General features: G+C 40.4%; 20 protein-coding genes. 7 read left to right on the top strand and 13 right to left on the bottom strand.

Translation table 11 applies throughout. The features are described 5' to 3' along the window. Positions 1-140: 140 nt before the first annotated feature. Positions 141-860 carry a proteasome assembly chaperone family protein gene (locus tag CL181_RS04390; RefSeq protein WP_176505056.1) on the bottom strand — a complete coding sequence of 240 codons (720 nt, stop codon included), beginning with the start codon at positions 858-860 and terminating at the stop codon, positions 141-143. Positions 861-1,265: 405 nt separating this feature from the next. Between CL181_RS04390 and CL181_RS04385 the strand changes: the two genes are divergently transcribed. Continuing rightward, positions 1,266-1,895, top strand: coding sequence for a hypothetical protein (locus CL181_RS04385; RefSeq protein WP_097298022.1), 630 nt, complete (start codon positions 1,266-1,268; stop codon positions 1,893-1,895). A gap of 176 nt (positions 1,896-2,071) precedes the next feature. Here the strand turns inward: CL181_RS04385 and CL181_RS04380 are convergent, their stop codons facing one another. The 4 genes from CL181_RS04380 to CL181_RS04370 all read right to left on the bottom strand — a co-directional run bounded on the left by CL181_RS04380 (position 2,072) and on the right by CL181_RS04370 (position 6,564). After that, positions 2,072-3,598, bottom strand: a complete 1,527-nt coding sequence (locus CL181_RS04380) for a DUF2225 domain-containing protein (protein ID WP_176505055.1) — start codon at positions 3,596-3,598, stop codon at positions 2,072-2,074. A 59-nt stretch (positions 3,599-3,657) separates the two neighbouring features. After that, the gene (locus CL181_RS04375; protein ID WP_097298020.1) at positions 3,658-5,139 is read right to left on the bottom strand and encodes a NosD domain-containing protein; all 1,482 of its coding nucleotides are present in this window, start codon (positions 5,137-5,139) and stop codon (positions 3,658-3,660) included. Continuing rightward, entirely contained in the window at positions 5,132-5,302 is a 171-nt protein-coding gene (locus CL181_RS20105) for a hypothetical protein (RefSeq protein WP_176505054.1), read from the bottom strand. The genes CL181_RS04375 and CL181_RS20105 overlap by 8 nt, the downstream gene beginning before the upstream one ends. Before the next feature lie 554 nt (positions 5,303-5,856). Next, positions 5,857-6,564, bottom strand: coding sequence for a hypothetical protein (locus CL181_RS04370; RefSeq protein ID WP_097298019.1), 708 nt, complete (start codon positions 6,562-6,564; stop codon positions 5,857-5,859). Positions 6,565-6,701: 137 nt separating this feature from the next. Between CL181_RS04370 and CL181_RS04365 the strand changes: the two genes are divergently transcribed. After that, the gene (locus CL181_RS04365; RefSeq protein ID WP_097298018.1) at positions 6,702-7,592 is read left to right on the top strand and encodes a hypothetical protein; all 891 of its coding nucleotides are present in this window, start codon (positions 6,702-6,704) and stop codon (positions 7,590-7,592) included. A gap of 608 nt (positions 7,593-8,200) precedes the next feature. On the opposite strand, the gene CL181_RS04360 is transcribed toward CL181_RS04365, so the two are convergent. Genes CL181_RS04360 through CL181_RS04350 form a run of 3 tightly spaced genes read right to left on the bottom strand, consistent with a single transcriptional unit; the run spans position 8,201 to position 11,702 of the window. Next, on the bottom strand, positions 8,201-9,433 hold the full coding sequence (locus CL181_RS04360; RefSeq protein ID WP_097298017.1) for an NAD(P)/FAD-dependent oxidoreductase: 1,233 nt from the start codon (positions 9,431-9,433) through the stop codon (positions 8,201-8,203). Further along, the gene (locus CL181_RS04355) at positions 9,433-9,591 is read right to left on the bottom strand and encodes a 4Fe-4S binding protein (RefSeq protein ID WP_097298016.1); all 159 of its coding nucleotides are present in this window, start codon (positions 9,589-9,591) and stop codon (positions 9,433-9,435) included. Before CL181_RS04355 ends, CL181_RS04360 begins: the two co-directional genes overlap by 1 nt. Further along, the gene (locus tag CL181_RS04350; protein ID WP_097298015.1) at positions 9,588-11,702 is read right to left on the bottom strand and encodes a DHH family phosphoesterase; all 2,115 of its coding nucleotides are present in this window, start codon (positions 11,700-11,702) and stop codon (positions 9,588-9,590) included. The genes CL181_RS04355 and CL181_RS04350 overlap by 4 nt, the downstream gene beginning before the upstream one ends. Before the next feature lie 149 nt (positions 11,703-11,851). Here CL181_RS04350 and CL181_RS04345 point away from each other — a divergent pair, with 149 nt between their 5' ends. Together CL181_RS04345 and CL181_RS04340 are read left to right on the top strand one after the other, a co-directional pair. Then, positions 11,852-12,082: a hypothetical protein gene (locus CL181_RS04345; RefSeq protein WP_097298014.1), complete on the top strand. Its 231-nt coding sequence runs from the start codon at positions 11,852-11,854 to the stop codon at positions 12,080-12,082. A gap of 2 nt (positions 12,083-12,084) precedes the next feature. Continuing rightward, positions 12,085-12,495, top strand: a complete 411-nt coding sequence (locus CL181_RS04340) for a type II toxin-antitoxin system VapC family toxin (RefSeq protein WP_097298013.1) — start codon at positions 12,085-12,087, stop codon at positions 12,493-12,495. Positions 12,496-12,515: 20 nt separating this feature from the next. Here CL181_RS04340 and ahbC read toward each other — a convergent pair whose 3' ends face one another. From ahbC to CL181_RS04325, 3 genes are all read right to left on the bottom strand, one after another. Beyond that, a complete protein-coding gene (ahbC, locus tag CL181_RS04335; RefSeq protein WP_097298012.1) occupies positions 12,516-13,718 on the bottom strand; it encodes a 12,18-didecarboxysiroheme deacetylase in 1,203 nt (400 codons plus the stop codon). A 66-nt stretch (positions 13,719-13,784) separates the two neighbouring features. Further along, on the bottom strand, positions 13,785-14,054 hold the full coding sequence (locus CL181_RS04330) for a hypothetical protein (RefSeq protein ID WP_097298011.1): 270 nt from the start codon (positions 14,052-14,054) through the stop codon (positions 13,785-13,787). A gap of 32 nt (positions 14,055-14,086) precedes the next feature. Then, positions 14,087-14,518, bottom strand: coding sequence for an OsmC family protein (locus CL181_RS04325; RefSeq protein ID WP_176505053.1), 432 nt, complete (start codon positions 14,516-14,518; stop codon positions 14,087-14,089). A 107-nt stretch (positions 14,519-14,625) separates the two neighbouring features. Here CL181_RS04325 and CL181_RS04320 point away from each other — a divergent pair, with 107 nt between their 5' ends. Then, on the top strand, positions 14,626-15,705 hold the full coding sequence (locus tag CL181_RS04320) for a CAP domain-containing protein (RefSeq protein ID WP_097298009.1): 1,080 nt from the start codon (positions 14,626-14,628) through the stop codon (positions 15,703-15,705). Positions 15,706-15,788: 83 nt separating this feature from the next. On the opposite strand, the gene CL181_RS04315 is transcribed toward CL181_RS04320, so the two are convergent. Together CL181_RS04315 and argS are read right to left on the bottom strand one after the other, a co-directional pair. Beyond that, positions 15,789-16,607, bottom strand: a complete 819-nt coding sequence (locus CL181_RS04315; RefSeq protein WP_097298008.1) for a molybdopterin synthase — start codon at positions 16,605-16,607, stop codon at positions 15,789-15,791. 27 nt (positions 16,608-16,634) lie between these two features. Then, complete coding sequence (gene argS, locus CL181_RS04310; protein WP_097298029.1) at positions 16,635-18,353, bottom strand: arginine--tRNA ligase; 1,719 nt, start codon at positions 18,351-18,353, stop codon at positions 16,635-16,637. Positions 18,354-18,628: 275 nt separating this feature from the next. On the opposite strand from argS, the gene CL181_RS04305 reads away from it, so the two are divergent. Then, positions 18,629-18,892, top strand: coding sequence for a glutaredoxin family protein (locus CL181_RS04305; protein WP_097298007.1), 264 nt, complete (start codon positions 18,629-18,631; stop codon positions 18,890-18,892). A 78-nt stretch (positions 18,893-18,970) separates the two neighbouring features. Then, positions 18,971-21,370, top strand: coding sequence for an anaerobic ribonucleoside-triphosphate reductase (gene nrdD, locus CL181_RS04300; protein WP_255251414.1), 2,400 nt, complete (start codon positions 18,971-18,973; stop codon positions 21,368-21,370). The last annotated feature ends 8 nt before the right edge of the window (positions 21,371-21,378 follow it).

The raw sequence follows: 21,378 nt of genomic DNA, 5'->3' as shown, positions 1-21,378 counted from the left end.
TAACCTTGGGGCTATTACCTCAACAAAAGGTGGGCTATGAGTTCTACTCGACAGTTCACAGAGATTGGCTGTTTATTCTCTGTGTCCTCTGTGAACTCTGTGGTTTTTACACTATCCCAACAAAATAAAAAGTATTTTTTTCAGCCTATATAACTCAAATCATCATCTTTTTTTCTCTTTTCATTGATCTCTTTTAAGTGTCTCTTTAAGCTGTCGTCAAATTTTTTTACTTCCATCTCGATTTTACTTAAGTCAATATCGATCTCCATAAGCTTGGAAACTTTTTTTATCCCTGCGTAACATGCTTTTATATCCAGGGCTTCGGGAAATGCTGTCTGGCTAAGAAGTGATATCCCTTTTATCCCATTTCTCAATGCAGATTCTATTACAACCCCATTAACTCCGCTTATCTGAAGCCTGCCATCTGATATCTTTATTCCCTTGCTCTCAAGAAGAGCTAAGAGTTCGGATGAAGTTGCAACTCCTGATACTTCCGGATCTTCAACATAATTTTTTATATGTGTGGCAATTACCGTATAAATTATTTCAACATCCATTAGCTTTGCCGCTTCTACTATTTTCTCAGCAAGCTCATTATCTTTTGCAGCATGGCCAAATTGCATTTCACCTGAGAACAATATGATATTTTTTTCTTTTGAATAGTAAAATTTGAATGGACTGATGTCACGGTCCATAGGTATTACAAGACCTTTATCAAAACAAGCAACTGAAGGTGAAAGATAAGGAACATGAATATCCGCAAAAAATTCCGGCTTCAAGCAGTCCATAATATAATCAATAGTGTTTTTGGCAACCATTCCCATACCTGGAAGACCCACTAACATGCGAGGTTTATCCATTTCCGGTTTCTTATGAAATCTTATCTCCATAGTTAGTGTTTTCTTAATTACGTCATCGTATTTCAGTATATTGGCAAAATGAGAATGGACTAATTAGCTGTTGTATTGATAGATATGTTATAATCTTACATCATCGACCCCGAATGAATTGGTGACATCAGATATGCTTAATGGTTTGGGATTTCTTTTGGTTACTTGTTTTGGGTTTTCGATTCAGGCGCAGGTATATATCTTTACCCGGTTGTAAATAGGAAAGTTTATTAGCGATTTATATATATGCCGGATTATGTGAAATCTCTATGTATTACGACAAGCCATTTCAAGGAAAGCCAGAAAGGGAAGCAGCCCGAGAGATTTGTATAAACAAATATTAAGATTAGAGCAAGGATAGGAAGGACAGGTCAAATGAAAGTGATAATCAAGAATGAAACCGGGGCTGAAGAAGTCTTTTATGAGCCTGACCCAATTCAAGAAAAGCCATTAAATCAGTCTATCATTAAAAGCATCATTGAAGATATTATATTTATTCCGCTTATATTAATAGGCGTCTTTGGCTTATTAATTGGCATATTAACTGGCATATTAGCACTTGGCGCTTTTCTTAAATTTATTTTAAATGATACAACAATGGCAATTATTGCATTTGTTATTATAATTTTACTTAGTTTTTTGTATTTATTTAATTATTCACCCAGTGTCACTTTCATGCTTATAGACAAAAAAACTCAAAGCATAATCATAGATTATGAGTTTATGAATAAAAAGAAGAATAAAAGAGAGATTTTAGAGTTTATAAATATAAAAGATATAAAATTTAATGATGTTATAGATGAATATGGAACAATTATTGAAGATAAATATGGAAACCTCCTAACAAATTTAATATTAGTCAAAAAAGAAAAGAATTGGCTTGGCCTTAACGAATGTTTATATCTAGATCTAAATGTTCCCCGTGAAAAAGTAGTCGAATTTGCTAGAGCAGTCGGGATTGATTTAGGACCTATTGATACTACTTTACAGATGAGGGAAGTGTAGCACTGTAACACGATCGGGATTGATTACAGCTATATCGATACTAATAACAAATCAACTCTACTCTATAAGGCTTAAACTTATTTCAATTGTGTTGATGGAAATCGTTCTAACCAGCTTGTGTTTACATTCAGGCGCAGAATATCGCAAATAGGCCCCATTTACCCTTCTAATAATTTTTATAGTTTTTCTATCTTTTCAAGAGCATCTGCTGCTCTCCGTCGAACTTCAGTATTTTTATCACTTAAGGTCTTAACAAGGTACTCTACAGCTCTTGCATCTCCAATCTCGCCAAGAGCCCATACTGCTTCATTTCGAACATCATCATCTTCATCTGTCAATGCATGAATGAGTGGTTCCACAGCTCTTGCATTCCTAATATTCCCGAGAGCCACTGCAGTTCTCATTCGAATATCCTTGTTTTTGTCCCTCAAAACCTGAATGAGTGGTTCCACAGCTCTTGCATCCCTGATATCACCAAGAGCCGCTGCTGCTCCCCACCGAACATCCTTGTTTTCATCCCCCAAAGCCTGAATGAGAGGTTCTATAACCTGTTTTCCGAGTTTCCCAAGAGATGCTGCTACTCTCCATCGGACATGGTAGTCTTTATCCTTCAAAGTCTGAATAAGTGGTTCCATTGCTCTTGCATCCCCTATCTTTCCAAGAGCATATGCTGCTCCCTCTCGAACATCCTTATTTTTATTTTTTAAAACCCGAATAAGAAGCTCGACTGCTCTTTCACCCCCTATTTCACCAAGAGCTTCAGCCGCTTCCCACTGAACATTTAGGAAGGTATTATCCTCATCCAGAAAGGTATTATCCTCATCCTTCAATGCTTCAACAAGTGGCTCTACTGCTTTTGCATCCCTTATTTTGCCAAGTGCCTTTGCTGCGTTGCTTCGAACATGGTAATTTTCATCCTTCAATGCCTCAACAAGTGGCTCCACTGCTTTTACATCTCCTATCTTGCCAAGTGCCTTTGCTGCACTCCTTCGAACAAGGTAATGTTTGTCCTTCAATTCCTCAATAAGTGGCTCTACTGCTTTTGCATCCCCTATTACATCTGCAATTCGATGACAGGCGATATCCTTATTCTTGATGAGCATTTTTTGAAATTGCAGAATATCTGAAATTATTTTCTCTGGTTTTTTCTTTAATCCATCATCACATGTACTTAAAGCCAGTTCAAACTGACGCGATCGTCTCAGCAAATCAACAATTATAGCTTCTTCTAAACCATCCTGTCCGGCGAATTTTTGATTATTTTCTTTTGCTTTTCGAAATAAAGATACGGCCCTCATTCTACATTTCTGTGCACTGGTCTCATAATCAGCATCATCGCATGCCCATGCCGCATGAATACTATTCCATCCTGCTTTTGAATATTCACAATTGTTTTTTTGAATTAATGAAAAACAAAGAAAAGCATTTGCTAACTTTGGAAATTCTGGGCTTTTGAATTGTTTTTGATAAGAATCTGTATATATAACCTCTAAGGCCTTTTCATTTACCTCGGATATATTCGAAGAAGAGTATCCGCATGAAGGGCATATTTGTACCCACATACTAATAGTTGACCGTTCCATTTCTGGCGGCCTTGTATCCAAATCAGGAGAACCAAAGGTATTTGTCGACATAATCTTTGCATGCGTGCTTGCCTTATTACATACATAACAATTTTTCGTTATTTCGTCAGATGTAGTCATATTTACTCTCCTTATGAGTCGATTTACATCTCGGCCAAATGGTTGCCCCATTAAGCAAATTACATCCTAAAAGGAAAAAGCTTAGGGACTTTATTTATATACTCCACGTATTCATGGCCAATTCTTGTTCTTAAATCTTCTTCTTCATATTCTGATATATGGGACAGATTTAACGCAAGGATGAAGGAATATATCAATCCAATTAGTGAGTTTCCAAATAATGCAAGTCCAAGGACTCCAACAATCCAACCGAGATACATAGGATGACGAACGAATGCATAGGGACCCTTTACCATCATTTTGTTCTTACGGACAATAATCTCTTTTATTAAGTAATACATACTCCAGAATATGATGAATACTCCAAGGGCGAATATAGGCAATCCAAAAACTTTCGATACTAGTATAAAAATCACATTGAAAGATATCAACCATGAATTTTGTGATATCAAACTTAAATAAAAAAATATATTAAGAATTATAATAAAAAGCTGAAGCCCAACGATTACTTTTTTTGATAAATTACTGAAACGTGAAAAATGTCTTTTGTATTTAAAGGCTATATACAGCATTGCTAATAATCCAGCGATTGAGGATATTATTTCTAATATCTGTGGTCTACTGGTTTCACTATAGATGTTCTCTTTATTATCAATAAAATTATTCAGGTCAATAATACTCTCGGAGGAAAACATATAAATTCCATAATTATTGTTCGATAAGGTGTTGTTTTGTAATCTATTATTTCTCGATTTATCGAGATAGATACCGTAATTATTGTTCGATAAGATGTTGTTTTGTAACAGGTTATTTCCAGACACAAGGAGACAGATGCCGCTGTTTTTGTTTGAGTCCGCGTTGTTATTTATAAGAGTATTTTCACTCGATTCAAACAAATAGATACTTCGGTCATTGCCTGATGCAGTGTTGTTTGCAATCATGTTGTTGTTCGAACTCCAAAGTTCGATACCGCTCACGTTGTTCAAGTTCACGATATTATCTATTATTGTATTATTATCACTTATGGGAGCAAGGAAAATACCAATGTTTCCGTTTGAGTTTGCAGTGTTATTTGCGATGATGTTGTTACTCGAATTCCATATCCATATGCCATCACCATTATGAGATACGTTATTATCAGAAATATTACTGTAATCCACCCCTAATTCAAGATATATTCCGGCTGCATATTCAGGGAGTTTATTAGATGTTGCTCCTGTAATCGTAAGCCCATTAATGTTCACATAATCCGCACTTACTCTAAAGACATGATTTTTGGGGTTTGCTGCAATGACAGTCGTAAAAGCATATCCATTCTCAGATCGAATAGTCAATCTCTTGTTCACATTAATATTCTCGAAATAAGTTCCATCCCTGGCGATAATAATATCTCCCTCATTTGCGGCATTGACTGCTTCTTGAATCGTTACGTAATTATCAGGCACATAAATTGTTGTTGCACTAACTACCATTGCAGAAGTAACAAAAAACATTAGCGTTAAAATTGTGGCTACTGCTATCAAATCATTCTTCTTATTCATTTTTTTCTTTATTTTCTATGTCCATATTTATAAGCCATACAGCAAGAGCTGCGAACGTTACTATCAAGAGCCAGGATTCACCAGCATCCCTTGCCAGAACTGTAGCGACTATAAACAGCATCCCCAGCCCTTTAGTGATTATATTTTTCAAACTACTATTCATAATTTTGATCTCCACAAGTCTAACTGGATTTGTTGTCGTTTTTGTTGTATCAAGTCAAGAACCTGCTGGATTAGAAAGGCATGCCCAAATATAGTTTTATTCGATATTATACCATTTTTACCATTTGTCCAGCTGCTCAAAAACTTTTTTGAACACGCCAATCATATTTATACCTTTGTAAGCAAGCCCTGTATAAATAATTTATGAAGTATAACTTCTTTTTCCTATGATGAACTCATCTTAATATAAATTCTGAAATTCTTGCTAGGTTTATGTTGAAAGCTATCGGAGCATGAGATTTAGTCCTCATGCAGCCTCAGCCCTCCCACCCCAGAATAAATTCCGGGGCATCCATGCCTTCGGCTTTGTCGTCTGAATAAAAGTCCTCAACCTTCCAGTCTCTTTTACACCAATCGTAAGCTATAAATACTATCGTTCGTATATATACGAATTGCAGTGGACAGGAAAAAACCTTTTTAAGATACCACCACTCCCCAACCTGCCCACTGACTCCTATACTAAATTCCCGATTGAAATTTCAGTATTATATACTATCAATCACTTACACAATATGTCACCATCTTCCTGTCCAGTCTCTTATCCGCAGGATCATCTTCCACATCAAAATGTGGTATTCCATATTCGTCATTCATTTTCAAAACAATTGTCTCAAAGTCAGAACCAGCCATCAGTTCCCTGATCAACACCACCACAGGTCCAATTATCATGTAATCGCAAAACCATTTATGTAATATAAGGTCAACGCCATTGCCCCCGACATAGTTCCTGAATACATCCTTATAATACATTTCACTCTTGCAGCAATCAAGATAGTACAACTGGTATGGTTTCCTTTCCGGAAGATCAAATCCTTCTTTCATGGCATCAGTAAAATAAATCACATCATCGCTCAGGCTCAGGTGTTTACCATATCCCGCATGTGTTTTCAGGTATATGAGATCTTCTTTAGCAAGACTTTCGCGCCATGTTTCCTGCAGGTTCCCGCTGAAATTACGGCCAAGAAAAAGACGTATTCTTGCCTTAATATTCTTATTATCGTAATTGAATGTTTTTTGATACTCCACAAACCCGCGTTTGCTGTCGGTCAACCTGAAGCCTATCGATATCAGTCTTCGCCTGGCTTCAAGAAAGACCTTGAAGTCAAAATTTGCACCAAGGGGGTCAGGTCCGATAAGAAGGGTTGCGTTGAATTTGCCCTCGCCAAAGAGCATGTCATATCGTGGGGCGATCCTTTTTGCCATGAATGATGTCATTATGAAAAAAGACTAATATTTAGCTTGTGTTCATAAAACTTATATGGATGTTCATTGAAATTCCATATTATGGAAAAATGTGAAATTTCCCGGTATTAAAGAACATACATATTTGGAGGTATATTATGATTTTTTTTAATAATTTTCAAGAAAAAATTCGAAATATCCTTAAAAAAATCGGAAAGGGAAACGCGAGTGAATCCAATATGGCATCTCTTTGTGAATTACTTGATGATCACCAAAATTTAATACCAGAAGCCATAGGGGCACTCAACGACATATTGACAAAAGGCAACATAAAAGCGTTCAATTCGGCAATTTCAGCCTATAACAGAATGGCGCAAAATCATATCGGAGTAACACATTATCAGGTAGATGTTATCGTAAGCTGCATCAGGGATAGGAGAAATGACCTGCATGAAAACAGTATGTTGAACATCCTTGAAATTCTTTCAAAAATAGCCCCGAAATATCCGGAGCGGATGAAAATTGCAGTCCCTGAACTACTTATCGCCCTTGAAAGTACTAATACAAAAAGCAGAGAATCATCTTATTTCATACTTAGCATCCTTGCAGCCACCCATCATGAGTTTTTCAAAGACCGGTCAAAAGAGATCATCCGAATTCTAAATGGTCTTAACGTTGATGAGAGAATATATGCTATCAGGTTAACAAAGCAACTTGCGGAAAAGGATCGGGCAATCGCAGCCGATACATATGATCTATTAGAAGACTTGCGCCTTAACCATCCGGACAGTAATTTACGTTCAGAGGCCGGATTTGCAATGGATAAATTAAAAGAAGCGACCAGACAGAAACCTTCGAAATCAGATGCCCCACCAGTAATGAAAATACAAAACCCTGGGCAAGGCCATAATATTAAAAGAAGGAAAGGAAGGGCAAAAAATTCCGAAAATCTTTTTTCCGGATTATCTGAACTCATGGCGCCGGATAAAGAGGATATAATAGATATTCTGGACGGAATGAATCTCAAGCACCTGATCGTTAATAAATAATAAAAACAAAGCGGGCACTTCTTCTTTTATTGAAACGAATTGGCTTACAAATCGATTGAAAAGAGAATAACATTTTATATGATTTCAACATGGCCATGATTTCCATGTTGAGTTGGCTGGGTAGGCACTGCAGATTGCTTCACGAAATGGTGGATAAACATTCCAAATCACATATGCAACAACCAACACAAAAATGATTACAACTACTATACCAACTATTATAGCCAATGGATCACTGTTAGCAAACTCATTTTTAATAAATTTCAATTTTCTTTCACCACTACCAATTATGAAATATGTGCTATATAATATGTGCTATATAATATGTACTATATAATATGATGCGTTATAATTATTGGCTTTATGATGCTATTATTTTAATTACAGTAATATGGTTTTGTTATATTTTTATGAAATATTCAAGAAATATTTCATATTTTATTCATAAACATTTCTCTAGATTTCATATTTCAAGTAATACGTGCTGCTGAAACAAATCGAGAATGTTAAATCTGAAATCCTAAAAAAATGCGTATAATTTTTAGTTAAATTCATTTTTATATGATCATTTCAATTTGCCAACATGAATTGAAACAGTCACCTTAATATTAACATACCCCGATCTCACCCATTACATTCCTGACCCCGAGCGCCACACCCTCCACCTCTATCCCGCCCTTTCCCTTTGCGCCATCACCTACAATATACAGGTTCCTGACAGGAGTCTTATTCCCGCTATCGCTTCCTGATGATGCCCTGTTGACAGGCCATTCGCTGGAATATGATTGGATCAAAAGCACTTCATATTTCTTACCAGGGAAAAGCTGCTCCAGGTCAAGGAGTCCAAGATCGATCTCAGCCTTCCGTTCATCTGAAATAATTGCCTGGTGGGACATCACAAGATGTTTTCCAGGCGGTGCAAGGGAAGGATCAGCATTTGTAACTTCATTGATGCCATTTATCCTTTTAGCAAATGGTGTAAAAAACACACCGCTATGACCGATTAATGGTTCATCCGAGGAAAGACATATTTTGATTCCTTTTGAAGGTTTGACATTTGATATTTTATCCAGATATTCCTTATCCTTGCACTCATACAATTTGCTTGTTCCAAAATGTCCTATGTCACTGATCACAATGTCTGCTTCAATTGTTTTTCCATTAACTATGACTCCTTTTGCCAGTTCATTTTCTATACTAATCCCTTCAACACAGGATTGTGAATAAATCCTTCCGCCATTTGATCTTATTATCCCTGAAAGCGCATCTGTTACTGCGCCGCATCCACCAATAGGTACCCCTGAGCCTTTATAGAGATACATATTATCTATTATTTCAAGCATCTCCCGCGCCGGGACGTCTTTTGCTGTAAGGCTTAACGCCCAGCCGCAAAAAGAATCCGCAAGCTTAAAAAGGAATTCATCATCGAAATATTTCAATACCCAATCCCTGAATGAGATATCGTTTTTTGGTTTGAATTTCAGGGAATACGCAAGAACAGTCCCCAGTTTCACCTGTTTTGTAAGTGTAAGTTCGTTTCGAAAATCATGAAAAGAGATTATCTCATTATTTTCTTTCAGGATCACTGCCATCGGGTGGGAGTCGATGATAGTTACATCAGCACCCACTTCTTTTAACGTCTGTGCCAGGGGCCCGCGCGAGCCATGAGGTATCATGTGAAGCGCGCCAGTGCTGAGTTTGAAACCTTTATAAGGAAGATTGGTGAACCTGCCCCCAATAAAAGGAAGGCGCTCGAAAATCTCAACATCGTATCCGGCTTTTGTGAGTTTTGCCCCGGCAAGCAACCCGCCAAGACCCGCGCCAATAATTACCGCTTTCATTACGCCTCCGAAATTGCACATACAGGGCAATACTCAGTGCATTTTCCGCATTCTGTGCAGTTTTCATTCATGGCAGCACGGCCAAATACAGTAATTGCATCGAATGGACAATATGCAGCGCACTGGCCGCATCCTACGCAATCATTGCTTATCTTCATCCAACCCCGGCCGCTCCTATTTTTTCTGCAAGTTTTGCAAGCACTTCTTTTCTCATTCCTTCCACGAATTTAATGCTTCCTACCACAAGATGCCCTCCACCGCTCACACCTGCGCCTTTTATCTCGGTATGCAGTTCTTTCACCATCTGAGGGATGTTCATTTTGACACCTTTTGAACGCAACACTGCAAAATCAGGCCCGTATCCGATAGTGACAAGCGGCTGTCCTGCATGCTGGTTACATAACCTGTCATGTATCTCCCCGCTTGTCTTTCCAGGTGGCGGGAATGTGAATTTATGCGCAAAGTTTTCAACATCGATCACGTTCATTATTGTCCCGTTAGGCAATTTCTGTGTTTTAACATTAGGCATCGAAGCCTCAAGCTGTTCGGTAATTGCAGCATTTGCCTGCTCGTTCAATAAATCCACGATCTTTTGATATCTCGAATTTGAATTAAGATTAAGGATATCATTCATTAAACCCCTTCCATCGTTGAACCTCTGCCAGAATGCCTCATAATCGATTGCAAGAGCCATTTTTTTCAGGTCTTCGATCTTGTATTTATCTGCCACAAGGGCTTTATAAGCATCAGCTTCAGGTGCAGATGACCTGTCGCCCATGGCTGAAACCGCGGGAAGATGCATTATTTCTTCTGTCACATCAGGGTTTATCATTCGTGCAATTTCGGTACCGATCATTCCTGTTGTTAGTCCATAATCTCCGCCTGCATAAGCAGGGTTCACATGTTCAAGCACCATGCTATCGATAGTACCATCCGGATGATGGTGGTCAATGACCATAATATCAATTCCATAAATAACAGCCTGTTTCATCGCAGGCATATCTTCCTCTGTCGCTCCGTTATCCATCAATACCACAAGCGGCATCTTCTGGGAGAAACGCTCCTGGTCTTCAAGTGCAAAAGTAATGTCTTTTGTTACATCCTCAATTTCGTAGAACGGCGCTTTGGAAGGAGAGCGCCTGAAAAAGTGCCGGTCAGCATCAGATCCTCCGATCTCCTTGATAAGAGGCAAAATGGCACGTTCAATTGCGATCGCAGATGTGATCCCATCTGCATCAGCATGATGCCTTATGATTATTGGCCTTGATTTATATACAGCTTTCATTATGATCTTAGCGGCATTTTTCATCCTGGGTTTTAATTTCTCAAGTATGTCACTTTTCACAAGGAACTGGATTTCCTGGGGTTGGGCTCGTTTGTCTATAGCTGCCTCGATCTGTTCTTTTATTCCTGTGGCATCCTTCCCCCCGAGATGTCTTATGGAACGGATCTCAACCTGCAATGCGCCGTTTCTCATGGAAGGCTCTCCAATGACTTTAACGATCATCTCGGCCTTTATCTCAGGGTATGCCCGCTCTCCTGCTTTTTCAAACGCCGCGCACTGGACAGTCCCATCCTCATCTGAAATGGAAAATATCGTAGGACCTCCGGTTTGCTTTATCTGGATGACCTCACCTGAGAGATGAATGAGTTTCCCGATGTACTTTGTGAGCTCTATGGTCTTTCTTCTGGGAAGCTGTTTTTCAACATAAATTACCTGGTAATCTTTCGGGCTTCTAATAAGGAGTTCAATATTGCCATTCTGGGCAATGTTTTTTACTTCAACGAATATCTTATCTCCGATTTCCGGAGTAAAACTCAAATTACTTGAATGAATAAGTCCCCGCATCTGCGGGTTCAGGTCAACGAACACGCCAAAATTAGCATGACCCTGCACTTTTCCCTCATAGATCTTCCCGATCTCAAGTTCACGCGTATCGCACTCGGGACTGAGGATATGGACATATTGTTTTTTGGCGCAGTTCTCACACAGTTCTCCCCTGCCTGTAATTTCTATCCCGCATACCTTGCATGTGATGAATTTCCCCCTGCCTCCGCATGCTTTGCAGGGTTCTGTCACTGAGAATTTGCCCGTGCCGAAGCATTTTATGCACTTTATCCCACCACCCATGAGGGCACCAAGGTCTTTTTCAGAAAGTCGGTCAAGGCTTATGGATTTTGGCTTACCCGTGCCTTTGCAGTCAGGACATTCCCTTTCACTGAGGATTATAGTCCCTGTGCCTTTACAGTCTTTACATTCAGTAGTCATAGATTTGAGTGATAGATGTGTTCAGGGGTAAAATAGGTTACGCGGGAATTATGTTTGAATTTAATGGAACTTATCGGGTATATTGAATATCAAAAGAATACCCAAAACATATTTAATGTTTAAATGCCATCTTTAAATGTTGATACTAAATGCCTGATATAAAATATATCCAGACCGAACTGGACATGCATATTTATTCCGAACTTAAAAAAACGGCAGAAAAGGAGAGTATTACTATCAAAGAAGCGATAAGGGAAGCTGTGTTAGAATGGGTAAGGGAAAAATCCGGCTTTGATAAAGAAGATCCTTTTTTCAAGATGCATACTTTCAGATCATCCAAAGATTTATCCGAAAAGCATGATGAAATTTATGAGGATTAAATATGATTTTTGTAGATACATCGGCTTTTCTTGCCCTTGTGAATGAAAAAGACAATAATCATGTTGCTGCAAAACAGTTTCTTGAAGAGATAAAGAATGGAAAAATCCGTGTCAAGAAAATAATTACATCTGATTATATAATAGATGAAACTCTAACGAGAATACGCTACTCGGTTGGACACAAAGAGGCAGTTGAATGGGGAAAGGATATTCTTGCATCAAAAGTTATTGAGAAGATAGAGATCCAAAGAGAAATATTCGGACTTGCATGGGAACTATTTCAAACATATGAAGATAAGAAACTGAGTTTTACTGATTGCACAAGTTTTGCGCTAATGAAGAAAAAAGGAATAGAAAAAGTTTTTTCCTTTGATGAAGATTTTGCAAGACTCGGATTTGTTCTTATTCCGTGAATATTACTTTTATTCTATTTCTATTTCATTTCATCGTACCCGATCTCTTCCTTTGTCAGGTAGCACGCAGGGTCATCCGCCCAGACATTATTATAGATCGCTTCAGCCCTCACGCGGAAGTTCCCGTTGCAGATATCGAACCATTTGCAGTGTGCGCACCTGTCAGCGTTTGCCTTTATGAGGGGCTTGCGGTTCTTGAGTCCTGCCATTAATTCATTGGTGGTATCCATCCATATCTCGCTGAATTTCCGTTCTTTCACGTTGCCAAATGAGTAGTGCCTCCAGAACTGGTCTGCGTGCACCGAACCGTCCCAGGAAACGCAGCCTATGCCGATACCTGTAGAATTGCCCTGGTTCATCTGCAGTAGTTCTAATACATCTGCGGCGCGTTTTGGGTCTTCTTTCAGGAGACGGAAATAAACATACGGGCCGTCGCAATGATTGTCAACGGTCAATACCTCAATCGGAAAGCCCCTATCATGGAGCGCCCTGGTTCTATCCATTATAATATCAAGGGTTTTCCTGCTTTCTTCATGCGTCAGTTCCTGCTCAACCATTTTTGAGCCGCGCCCTGCATAAACAAGATGATAGAAACACACTCTAGGAATATTCTCTTTTTCAAGAAGGTCAAAAATAGCCGGGATATCCTTTACATTTTGTTTGTTGATCGTAAAACGCAATCCCACCTTTACGCCTTCTGCCAGGCAGTTTCGCATGCCATTTAAGGCAGCATCGAATGCCCCTTTTACACCCCTGAATTTATCGTTCGTTTCTTTCATGCCATCAAGTGAAACCCCGACATACGACAGGCCGATGTCCTTCAGGACTTTAGCCATTTTTTTATCGATAAGCGTGCCATTCGTAGAAATGACAGCACGCATCCCTTTTGACCTTGCATATAGCGCAAGTTCAGGAAGGTCTTTTCGCATTGTGGGTTCGCCGCCCGAAAAAAGGATAACCGGAGCGCCGAATTGGGCAAGGTCATCGATAAGCTCCTTACCCTGTTGGGTCGTAAGTTCGTTCTTATATTCGATGTCCTTTGACTGGGCATAGCAATGGACGCATTTAAGGTTGCAGCGCCTGCCCATGTTCCAGACAACGACCGGTTTTTTATCCTTTGAAAATTGCAATAAATGCGATGGGAGTTTACTTGAGTCGCGCCCGTACCGCAGAGCGTCAGATGGTTCAACAGTCCCGCAATAAAGTTTTGAAATGCCTATCATTTTTTCTCCAATTTACGTTCGTACAATTACGAATTTATTTTATATAAACCTATCCTGATTGCTTTATTAGGTTAAATCAATTAATAATCCTTTGTGTTTATCATATTTTATCCGAATACCTGAAGAATTTTGCGCAATTTCTTTTTCCACAAGTATCCTGATCCCGCCCTGCATGAAAGTTATATCCCCGGAAAGCGCTTTTTTAACAGGGATTATCTCAAAATGCTTGCAGCATCCTCCGCCGCCAATGAAAATACGCATCGCGAATGCATTTTCTTTTATCAACTCTTTTCTGATGAGTTCGAGGGCAGTATCATCTATCAAAAGTTCTATCATTGTCTTATTTTTTTGGTTTTTCCTGTCAATGTTTAAGCTGTTTCAATCTCAGGCTCTATTATGACCTGTGTCTTCATCGAATTCGCAACAAGGCATCTTTTCTCAGCATGATTGAGGATCATCCTGATCTTCTCTTCAGTTTCCTTTGCTTTGATTTTCGGTCTTATTATTATTTTTGTGAATATCTTCATTTTATCGACAGTTTCAAGTATCCCTTCGGCCCGGGATTCGTATGATATCAATTCAACACCCATGTTCTTGAGAGTACCAAGAAGCGTGGTCATGTAACAGACATTGGCGGATGATACAAAAAGATCTTCAGGACTTATTATATTCTCATGTCCCCCGAATTCAGGAGGCGTTGCTACTTCTATTTCCTGTTTGCTTTCAATGAACCTGAGGTCTGCTTTTTTCTCCCCTTTCCATTTCAAGGTATTATGATACAGCCATTTATCTTGTTCCATAGTGATCATCTTTTTACTTTTTAAATAATACAGCTTTCAGGATATTAAATTGTTTGGATTGAAAACATAAAATTATATTTAAAGACGATCATTATTAGCTTATTATCATGCAGGGTAACAAGATATTAATAGGATCTCTCATTATCATTCTGGCAACATTCACGGCAGGATGCACGTCATACATCGGGGATAGCTCTTATAAAATGCATTTTTTCGTGAACGAGACATTTGAACCTCTTGAAGGGAATGTCTATAATAACGATAATTTATTGGGATTTACCACGAACGGAAGCTTGGTCACAACCATTGAGAAACTGAGGCCAGGGCTTGTTTCCATAAACGGGACTTACAACAACCAGGCATTTGAATTCTTTTTCGAATTCCCGAAGGATAGTCTTAATTATAGCGGGATGAATTTTTCACTGCATAGAAACGAGCTCAATAAAGCCATTTTCAATGCTTCCTTTATTGATATTCAAAAGATAGAAAGTGAGATTTTCGATAATATCAACGAGGAAAGAAAGATTTCAGGGACAGATACACTCAAATGGAACGCGGAGATCGCACAGGTTGCCAGAAATTACAGCAAAACGCTTTCGATTGAAGGATTTGCTCATAAGGACCTTGAAGGCAGGAGCGTGGGTGACAGGCTTCGGGAAAATAGAATATTTTACACTATAGTAGCAGAAGACCTGTATATGATAGAAGGTTTGAGCGATGAGGGAAATATGAGCCGGGCAATCGTTGACGGATGGATGAAAAGTCCGGGGCACAGGTCTCCGATCGTGGACAGGGACAGGTTGTTTAGCGACGGCGGGGCAGGAGTGTATTGTGAAAAGAAAAATTGTTATGCAGTAATGGTTTTCGCGAGCCTTGAGCATGATCAAAATATAAAATTGGATCATGGATACCTGACGTTCATATATTTATACGACCCTTCGTATCCATTTGATTTCGATGTGCCTGTATCTATTGATATCAGCTCGACTGAATATATTGATATTTATCTGGTGCCAGGCAGGGAACAGTATGACAACTTCCTGAAGAACAGGAATATCAATTCCATTTCCGAGAGCAAACAGGTAAAAACCTTCAGCTGCAAAGCCACGGCAAAAAAGGGAGAGGGAATTATTATTCAATCAACTATGGGTACGGCTGATATTGATGTTCATTTCAGGTATTCTTAATTCCGAACGTACATATCGTACGGCAACAGCCTCATCAACCGAGTTCTTCAAGCAATGGCAGAGCTTTCATAACTGGGAAAGCATCATTGATCATGCACCCACCAATCCCCTTTAATAGTATGCTCTTTCTTCCAGATAGGAACTTCAGCCTTCAGGCGTTCTATTGCTTCCCTCAATACCGGAAAGAGCTCTTCTCTGTGACCTGCGGCAACAGCAATATAAACAATGTCCTCACCCGCGGGGATTATTCCTGTTCTGTGATGCATCAGTATATCGACTATGCCCTCTTTTTCCATAAGCTGCTTGCATATTTCATCCATTTTTTTCCGGGCAAGTTCGCCATGCGCTTCAAATTCCAAAAATTCGGTGCTTGTTTCATCCGTAACAGCCCTGACAATTCCGGTAAATGTTCCGATAGCGCCTGCTTTTTCAATTGATTTCGAATTTTTGAGCTTTGTGAGCAAAGAATCAAGTGTGTGAAATTCGGGTTGCTTCATTATGATATTTACCAATTCATCAATATCTGCACTTTCAAAAGTGTCCAGTCTTCTTACAATTTCAGTGGCCTCAACATCACCAAGTGCGATTTTAGGCAGCTTGCTGTCCTTGAAACCCTCCACTACTGCAAAATCCATTCCTGCATTTGCAAGCTCATCCAGTGCGGTTGTCAGATCATTGTTGCGCGAGAATTTCACAAGCTCATTCGGAGTAACTGCGACCACAACATCAGCGCCGGCCTGTGCATGTTTCCAGGTATCGGTATCTGGCGCATTAATAATATCATGTTCATGGAGATGTTTTATCGTCCCAACTGTCCCATGTTTTTTCAAAGCTTTGACCAGCTGTCCCACTAATGTTGTTTTTCCAGTTTTTTTATAACCTACTACCGATATTATTTTCATAGACCTGAGAGCACTTCTCTTATTTTATTACATTGATTCAGGGGCAAATATACCCAGTGTATCAAGCGCATTAGCAAGAACGATGCGGGAACACTCAACAAGCTCGAGGCGCGCTGACCTGAATTCAGGCTCGGCGGATAGAACAGGTACGAACCTGTAAAACTGGTTGAAAGAATCCGCAAGTTCCCTTGCATATATGGCAAGAAGGTTTGGTTTCAATTCACGCGATGCGTCATCAATGACACGTTCAAAGACAGATAACTTCTTGATAAGTGCGATTTCCTGTTCTTCAAGCAGCACATTGGGGTCAAACTTCGAGGGACTATACTGATTAGAAAAATCCCCATAGTAACCTTCATCCTTCGCGTTCTTTATTATGCTGCATGCTCTTGCATGGGCATATTGAATAAATGGAGCGCCCTGTTTTTCAAAGTCCACAGCTTCTTTCCAATCAAATACTGTGGCTTTCTCAGGGGATATCCTGATAATATCATATCGCACCGCACCGATGCTCACAAAAGCTGCTACTTTCTTCTTGAAATCCAGATCCTTATCCGGAAGCTTTTTATCTACAACTTCAAAAGCCGCTTTCTCAACTTCATCAATGAGTTCATCAGCCGAAATGAAAACACCGCGCCGGGTGCTCATGGAACCTTCGGGCAGCGATACGAATTCAAAAATAACGATCTCAGGTTCTTTATGACCCAGTATCCGAAGCACTGCTTTTAGTTGTGATGAAATAAGTTTGTGGTCAGCTCCAAGGATATCGATCATCCTGTCGCATTGCGTTGCCTTCCATTCATGATAGGAGAGATCGCGGGTGGTATAAAGAGAAGTCCCGTCCGAGCGCTGGACCACGAGTGACTTTTGTATTCCCATATCTTTCAGGTCAACCATGAAAGCGCCATCCTTCAACGCAGTGCGGTCAAGCGCCTTGACTTCATCCATGATCCTGTTCACTTCCCCGGAGCGAACGAATTGTGATTCCCAGATGAATTTATCATGGCGGATATTCATGCGCGTCAGGGATTCTTTTATCCCTTCCATGCATGTATCGATGGCATTTTTGAATTTTGCTTCTATACCGGGGTCGCCTATCTCGTATTTTTTCATTATGGCATCCACTTCTGGCGAATGTTCTTTTTCATCAACGAGAGTCTTATTGGCATTAATATAGACTTCGGCGATCGCATGGTCTTTCTTTTTTGTTGTATCGAACTGGAAATTCTCAAGTCCCCAGACAACTACAGCGATCTGCCGCCCCATATCGTTAATATAATACTGCGTCTCCACGTCATACCCGGCACGTTTGAGTATCCGGGCAAGGGTATCGCCAATTACGGAATTCCTGATGTGGCCGATATGCAGCGGGCCATCAGGATTGGCCGAAGTATGTTCCAGGATAACTTTTCCCTTATTGTTAAGATTCCCGAAGTTCTCCCTGTCATGGAGTACGCGAAGGACGGTTTCATTCAGGAAAGTGCGGCTTATGAAGAAGTTGATATAAGGCCCTGTCATTTCGGCCCGGGCAATATAAGAACCTGCCTGTATAGAGATATTTTTGTAAATTTTTTCGCTGATTTCTTTAGGGCTTTTCTTATATTTCGGTGCCAGCTTGAATCCTACAGAAGACGCGAGGTCTGCATGAGGCGATTCAGTCAAAGCAAGGTCTTCAGTCTTGAATCCTGCTTTTTCTACAGCACCGGATAATATTGATGAAACTTCATCTTTGAATTTAAGGAACATAAAATCGAGGAGTACACACAAGCAAAGTACATAATTTTTGCTGATAGCATCGTTTTGATGCATCACATTTTCTAAATTAAAACCAAATGTTATCATCAAATTATAAGTCATATTGTTATCTTATTTGATATACAATATGATAACAAATATGATTTAAAAACAACCAGATTGGATAAAGTATATGATAACAAACAACGACAATTAGTATCCAGATATAGTTTAAAAAACCGTTATAAGCTATGAAATTAATGGATGAATTATAAGGAGATTAAAGCGTGCAGGGCGTCATAATATATTCAACAAAAAACTGTCCGAATTGCAGGGTATTGAAGCAATTCCTGGAAAACACAAAGGTAGAATTCACAGAGGTAGATATGGCTACCCCGGCGGCATTAACAGAACTGAGGATGAACGGCGTATTTACAATGGCTGCGCCGGTGCTGCAAATAGGCAATAAATTCCATACATATAATGAGTTATTCACGCAAGACAGGATCAACCAGGGTACGGTTGAATCCATAATTAAAGACGTCGCATAGAGCGAAAGGAACCAAGGGTACAGGTTCCCTAAGCTCTGAACAAAACTGCATGACTCAACAAATGAGGTGAAAAATAAGATGGGCAAATATATAGAAGTACAGATAACGGATCTTATGGAAGAACATAAGGAAGAGCTGTATAACGCTTTTGCTGCAAGAAAGGAGCAAAAACAGGCAAATCCGGAACCGATAGCAAAACAAAAATCAAGAGAAGTCCAGACGATCCAGAAAACACTCGGAGGCTCTCTTGTTTCAATTATCCCGAAGGTCAGGACAACAGATGGCCACCTTATGGATTGGGACAGGGATACGATCGTAAAACAGCTTCTTAAAGAAACAAAGCTTTGCGAGCAGTTCTATGGAACTTCCGGGATCAACGAGGAAGAAGCAAAAGGTATCGCCAAAGAAACCGAGAAAAGGATAAAGGACATGAACGTAAAGTTCCTTTCAGGTCCTCTTGTCCGGGAACTGGTCAATATTATACTGCTTGAGCATGGCCATACTGAATGGAGAAACATTTCAACAAGAGTGGGAACGCCTGTTTTTGACGCTTACCGCATAGATATGGGTTCAGGTTTTGAGGCCCGGGACAATGCAAACCTCCAGGAGAATGCAGAGACAAGCCACAAGAAAAAAGCGGACAAGATGAGCAAGGAACAATACCTCCTCATGATACCGCCAAAACTTGCGGACTCACATCTTAATGGCGATATACATATTCATGATCTTGAATACTTCGGGACACGCGCGTTTTGCCAGGACTGGGACTTGCGGTATTTCTTCTATTACGGCCTCATGCCAGATGGCAGCGGCACAAAAGCAAGTGTTGCAGGACCTGCAAAGAAAGCAGAAGTGGCAATCCTTCACGCTGTGAAAGCACTTGGCAGCGCCCAGACGAATTTTGCCGGAGGCCAGGGTTTCTATAATTTCCTTACATTCATAGCACCTTATTTTGAAGGCATGAGCTATGACCAGGTCGAGCAGCTCACACAGATGTTCGTTTATGAAATGACCCAGATGATGGTGGCCCGCGGAGGGCAGCTGGTCTTCTCCTCAGTCCAGCTCTCCCCAGGTGTCCCTTTACTCTGGCGCGATAAACCTGTAGTTTATAAAGGAAAGGTATGGGACGGCGTACAGGCTCCAAAGCGCACGTATGGTGAGTTCGAGCGCGAGGTCAGGCTTGGCTTTGAAGCCATGATGAACGTAATGCTAAAAGGCGATTACTGGGGAAAACCCTTCAATTTCCCCAAGCCTGAGATAAGCCTTGAGCCTGATTTCATGACCGAGGATGAAGAGTTTAACCGCACACATCCTGAGCTCCTGAGCTACAATGAACTTTACACCAAAGCATTTGAGCTTGCGGCACGCTATGGAACTCCTTATTTTGATAACCAGCTTCCCGAATACAGGGGCGCAGGAAAAGGCATTAGCTGCTACCAGTGCTGTGCCTACAATTTCTCATCTTCGCACGATAAGGACAGCGAGTTTGAGGATAAGTTATATTTCCGTGAAGGAAAGCATTTCTCGATGGGCGCATGGCAGGTTGTGTCACTGAACTGTCCGCGTGCGGCCTACAAAGCCAAAAAGGACGATGATTCACTCTTCCGGGAATTGAAGAACATGATGGACCAGTGCATGGATCTCTTCAAGGTGAAAAGGAGGTGGATGGACATTGTGATCGCAAATGGAAGGATGCCTTTTGTGACCCAGAGGCCAAAGGACCCATTCACAATGACCCATGGGCAGATCGCTGTTGATACAAAAGGGCTTGTCTATACTATAGGTGTCGTTGGAATAAACGAGATGGTACAGCACCATACCGGAAAGCAGATACATGAAAGTGACGATGCACGCCGTCTTGCTATCCGCGCTATGTTCGAGATGAAGTTCTATGCTAAGGAGCTCTCAGGGAAGTTTGGCATGGAGATAGCGCTTGCAAGAACCCCGGCCGAAACAACAGCCCAGAGGTTTGCGGTATCTGATATCCTGCACAAGGAATACAGGAAATGCGCCCAGCCGATTATAAAAGGCAATGTTCCGGAAGCATTGAAGCACATCTCGGAAACAAGAGACCTTCCGATCTATTACACAAATGGTACGCATATTCCGCCCAATGCAGATGTGTCACTCCCGGCGCGCATCAAGCTTGAGGAGACCTTTTTCCCGATAGTGGATGGAGGCAATATTCTTGATATCTGGCTTGGCGAAGCTGCTCCAGACCCGCATGGCCTTCAGGAATTTGCCATGAACATTGCGAAGAATACGCAGGTCGGTTATTTTGCCTTCACGAAGGACATGACTGTTTGCATGGATGATTTCCATGTGGCTTCAGGGCTTCTTGATGAATGCCCCAATTGCGAGAGCGATAATGTGGAGCATCTTTCACGTGTGACCGGCTATATCCAGGCTGTGAGCGGATGGAATGAGGGAAAGAAGCAGGAGCTTCTGGACAGGAAGAGATATGGGGTGGGGGCGTAAGGATGGGA

The organism is Candidatus Methanoperedens sp. BLZ2, from assembly GCF_002487355.1.
Classification (GTDB): Archaea; Halobacteriota; Methanosarcinia; order Methanosarcinales; family Methanoperedenaceae; genus Methanoperedens.
Note: the sequence above shows the minus strand (reverse complement) of the source record. Positions and strands in the feature narration are given on the sequence as shown.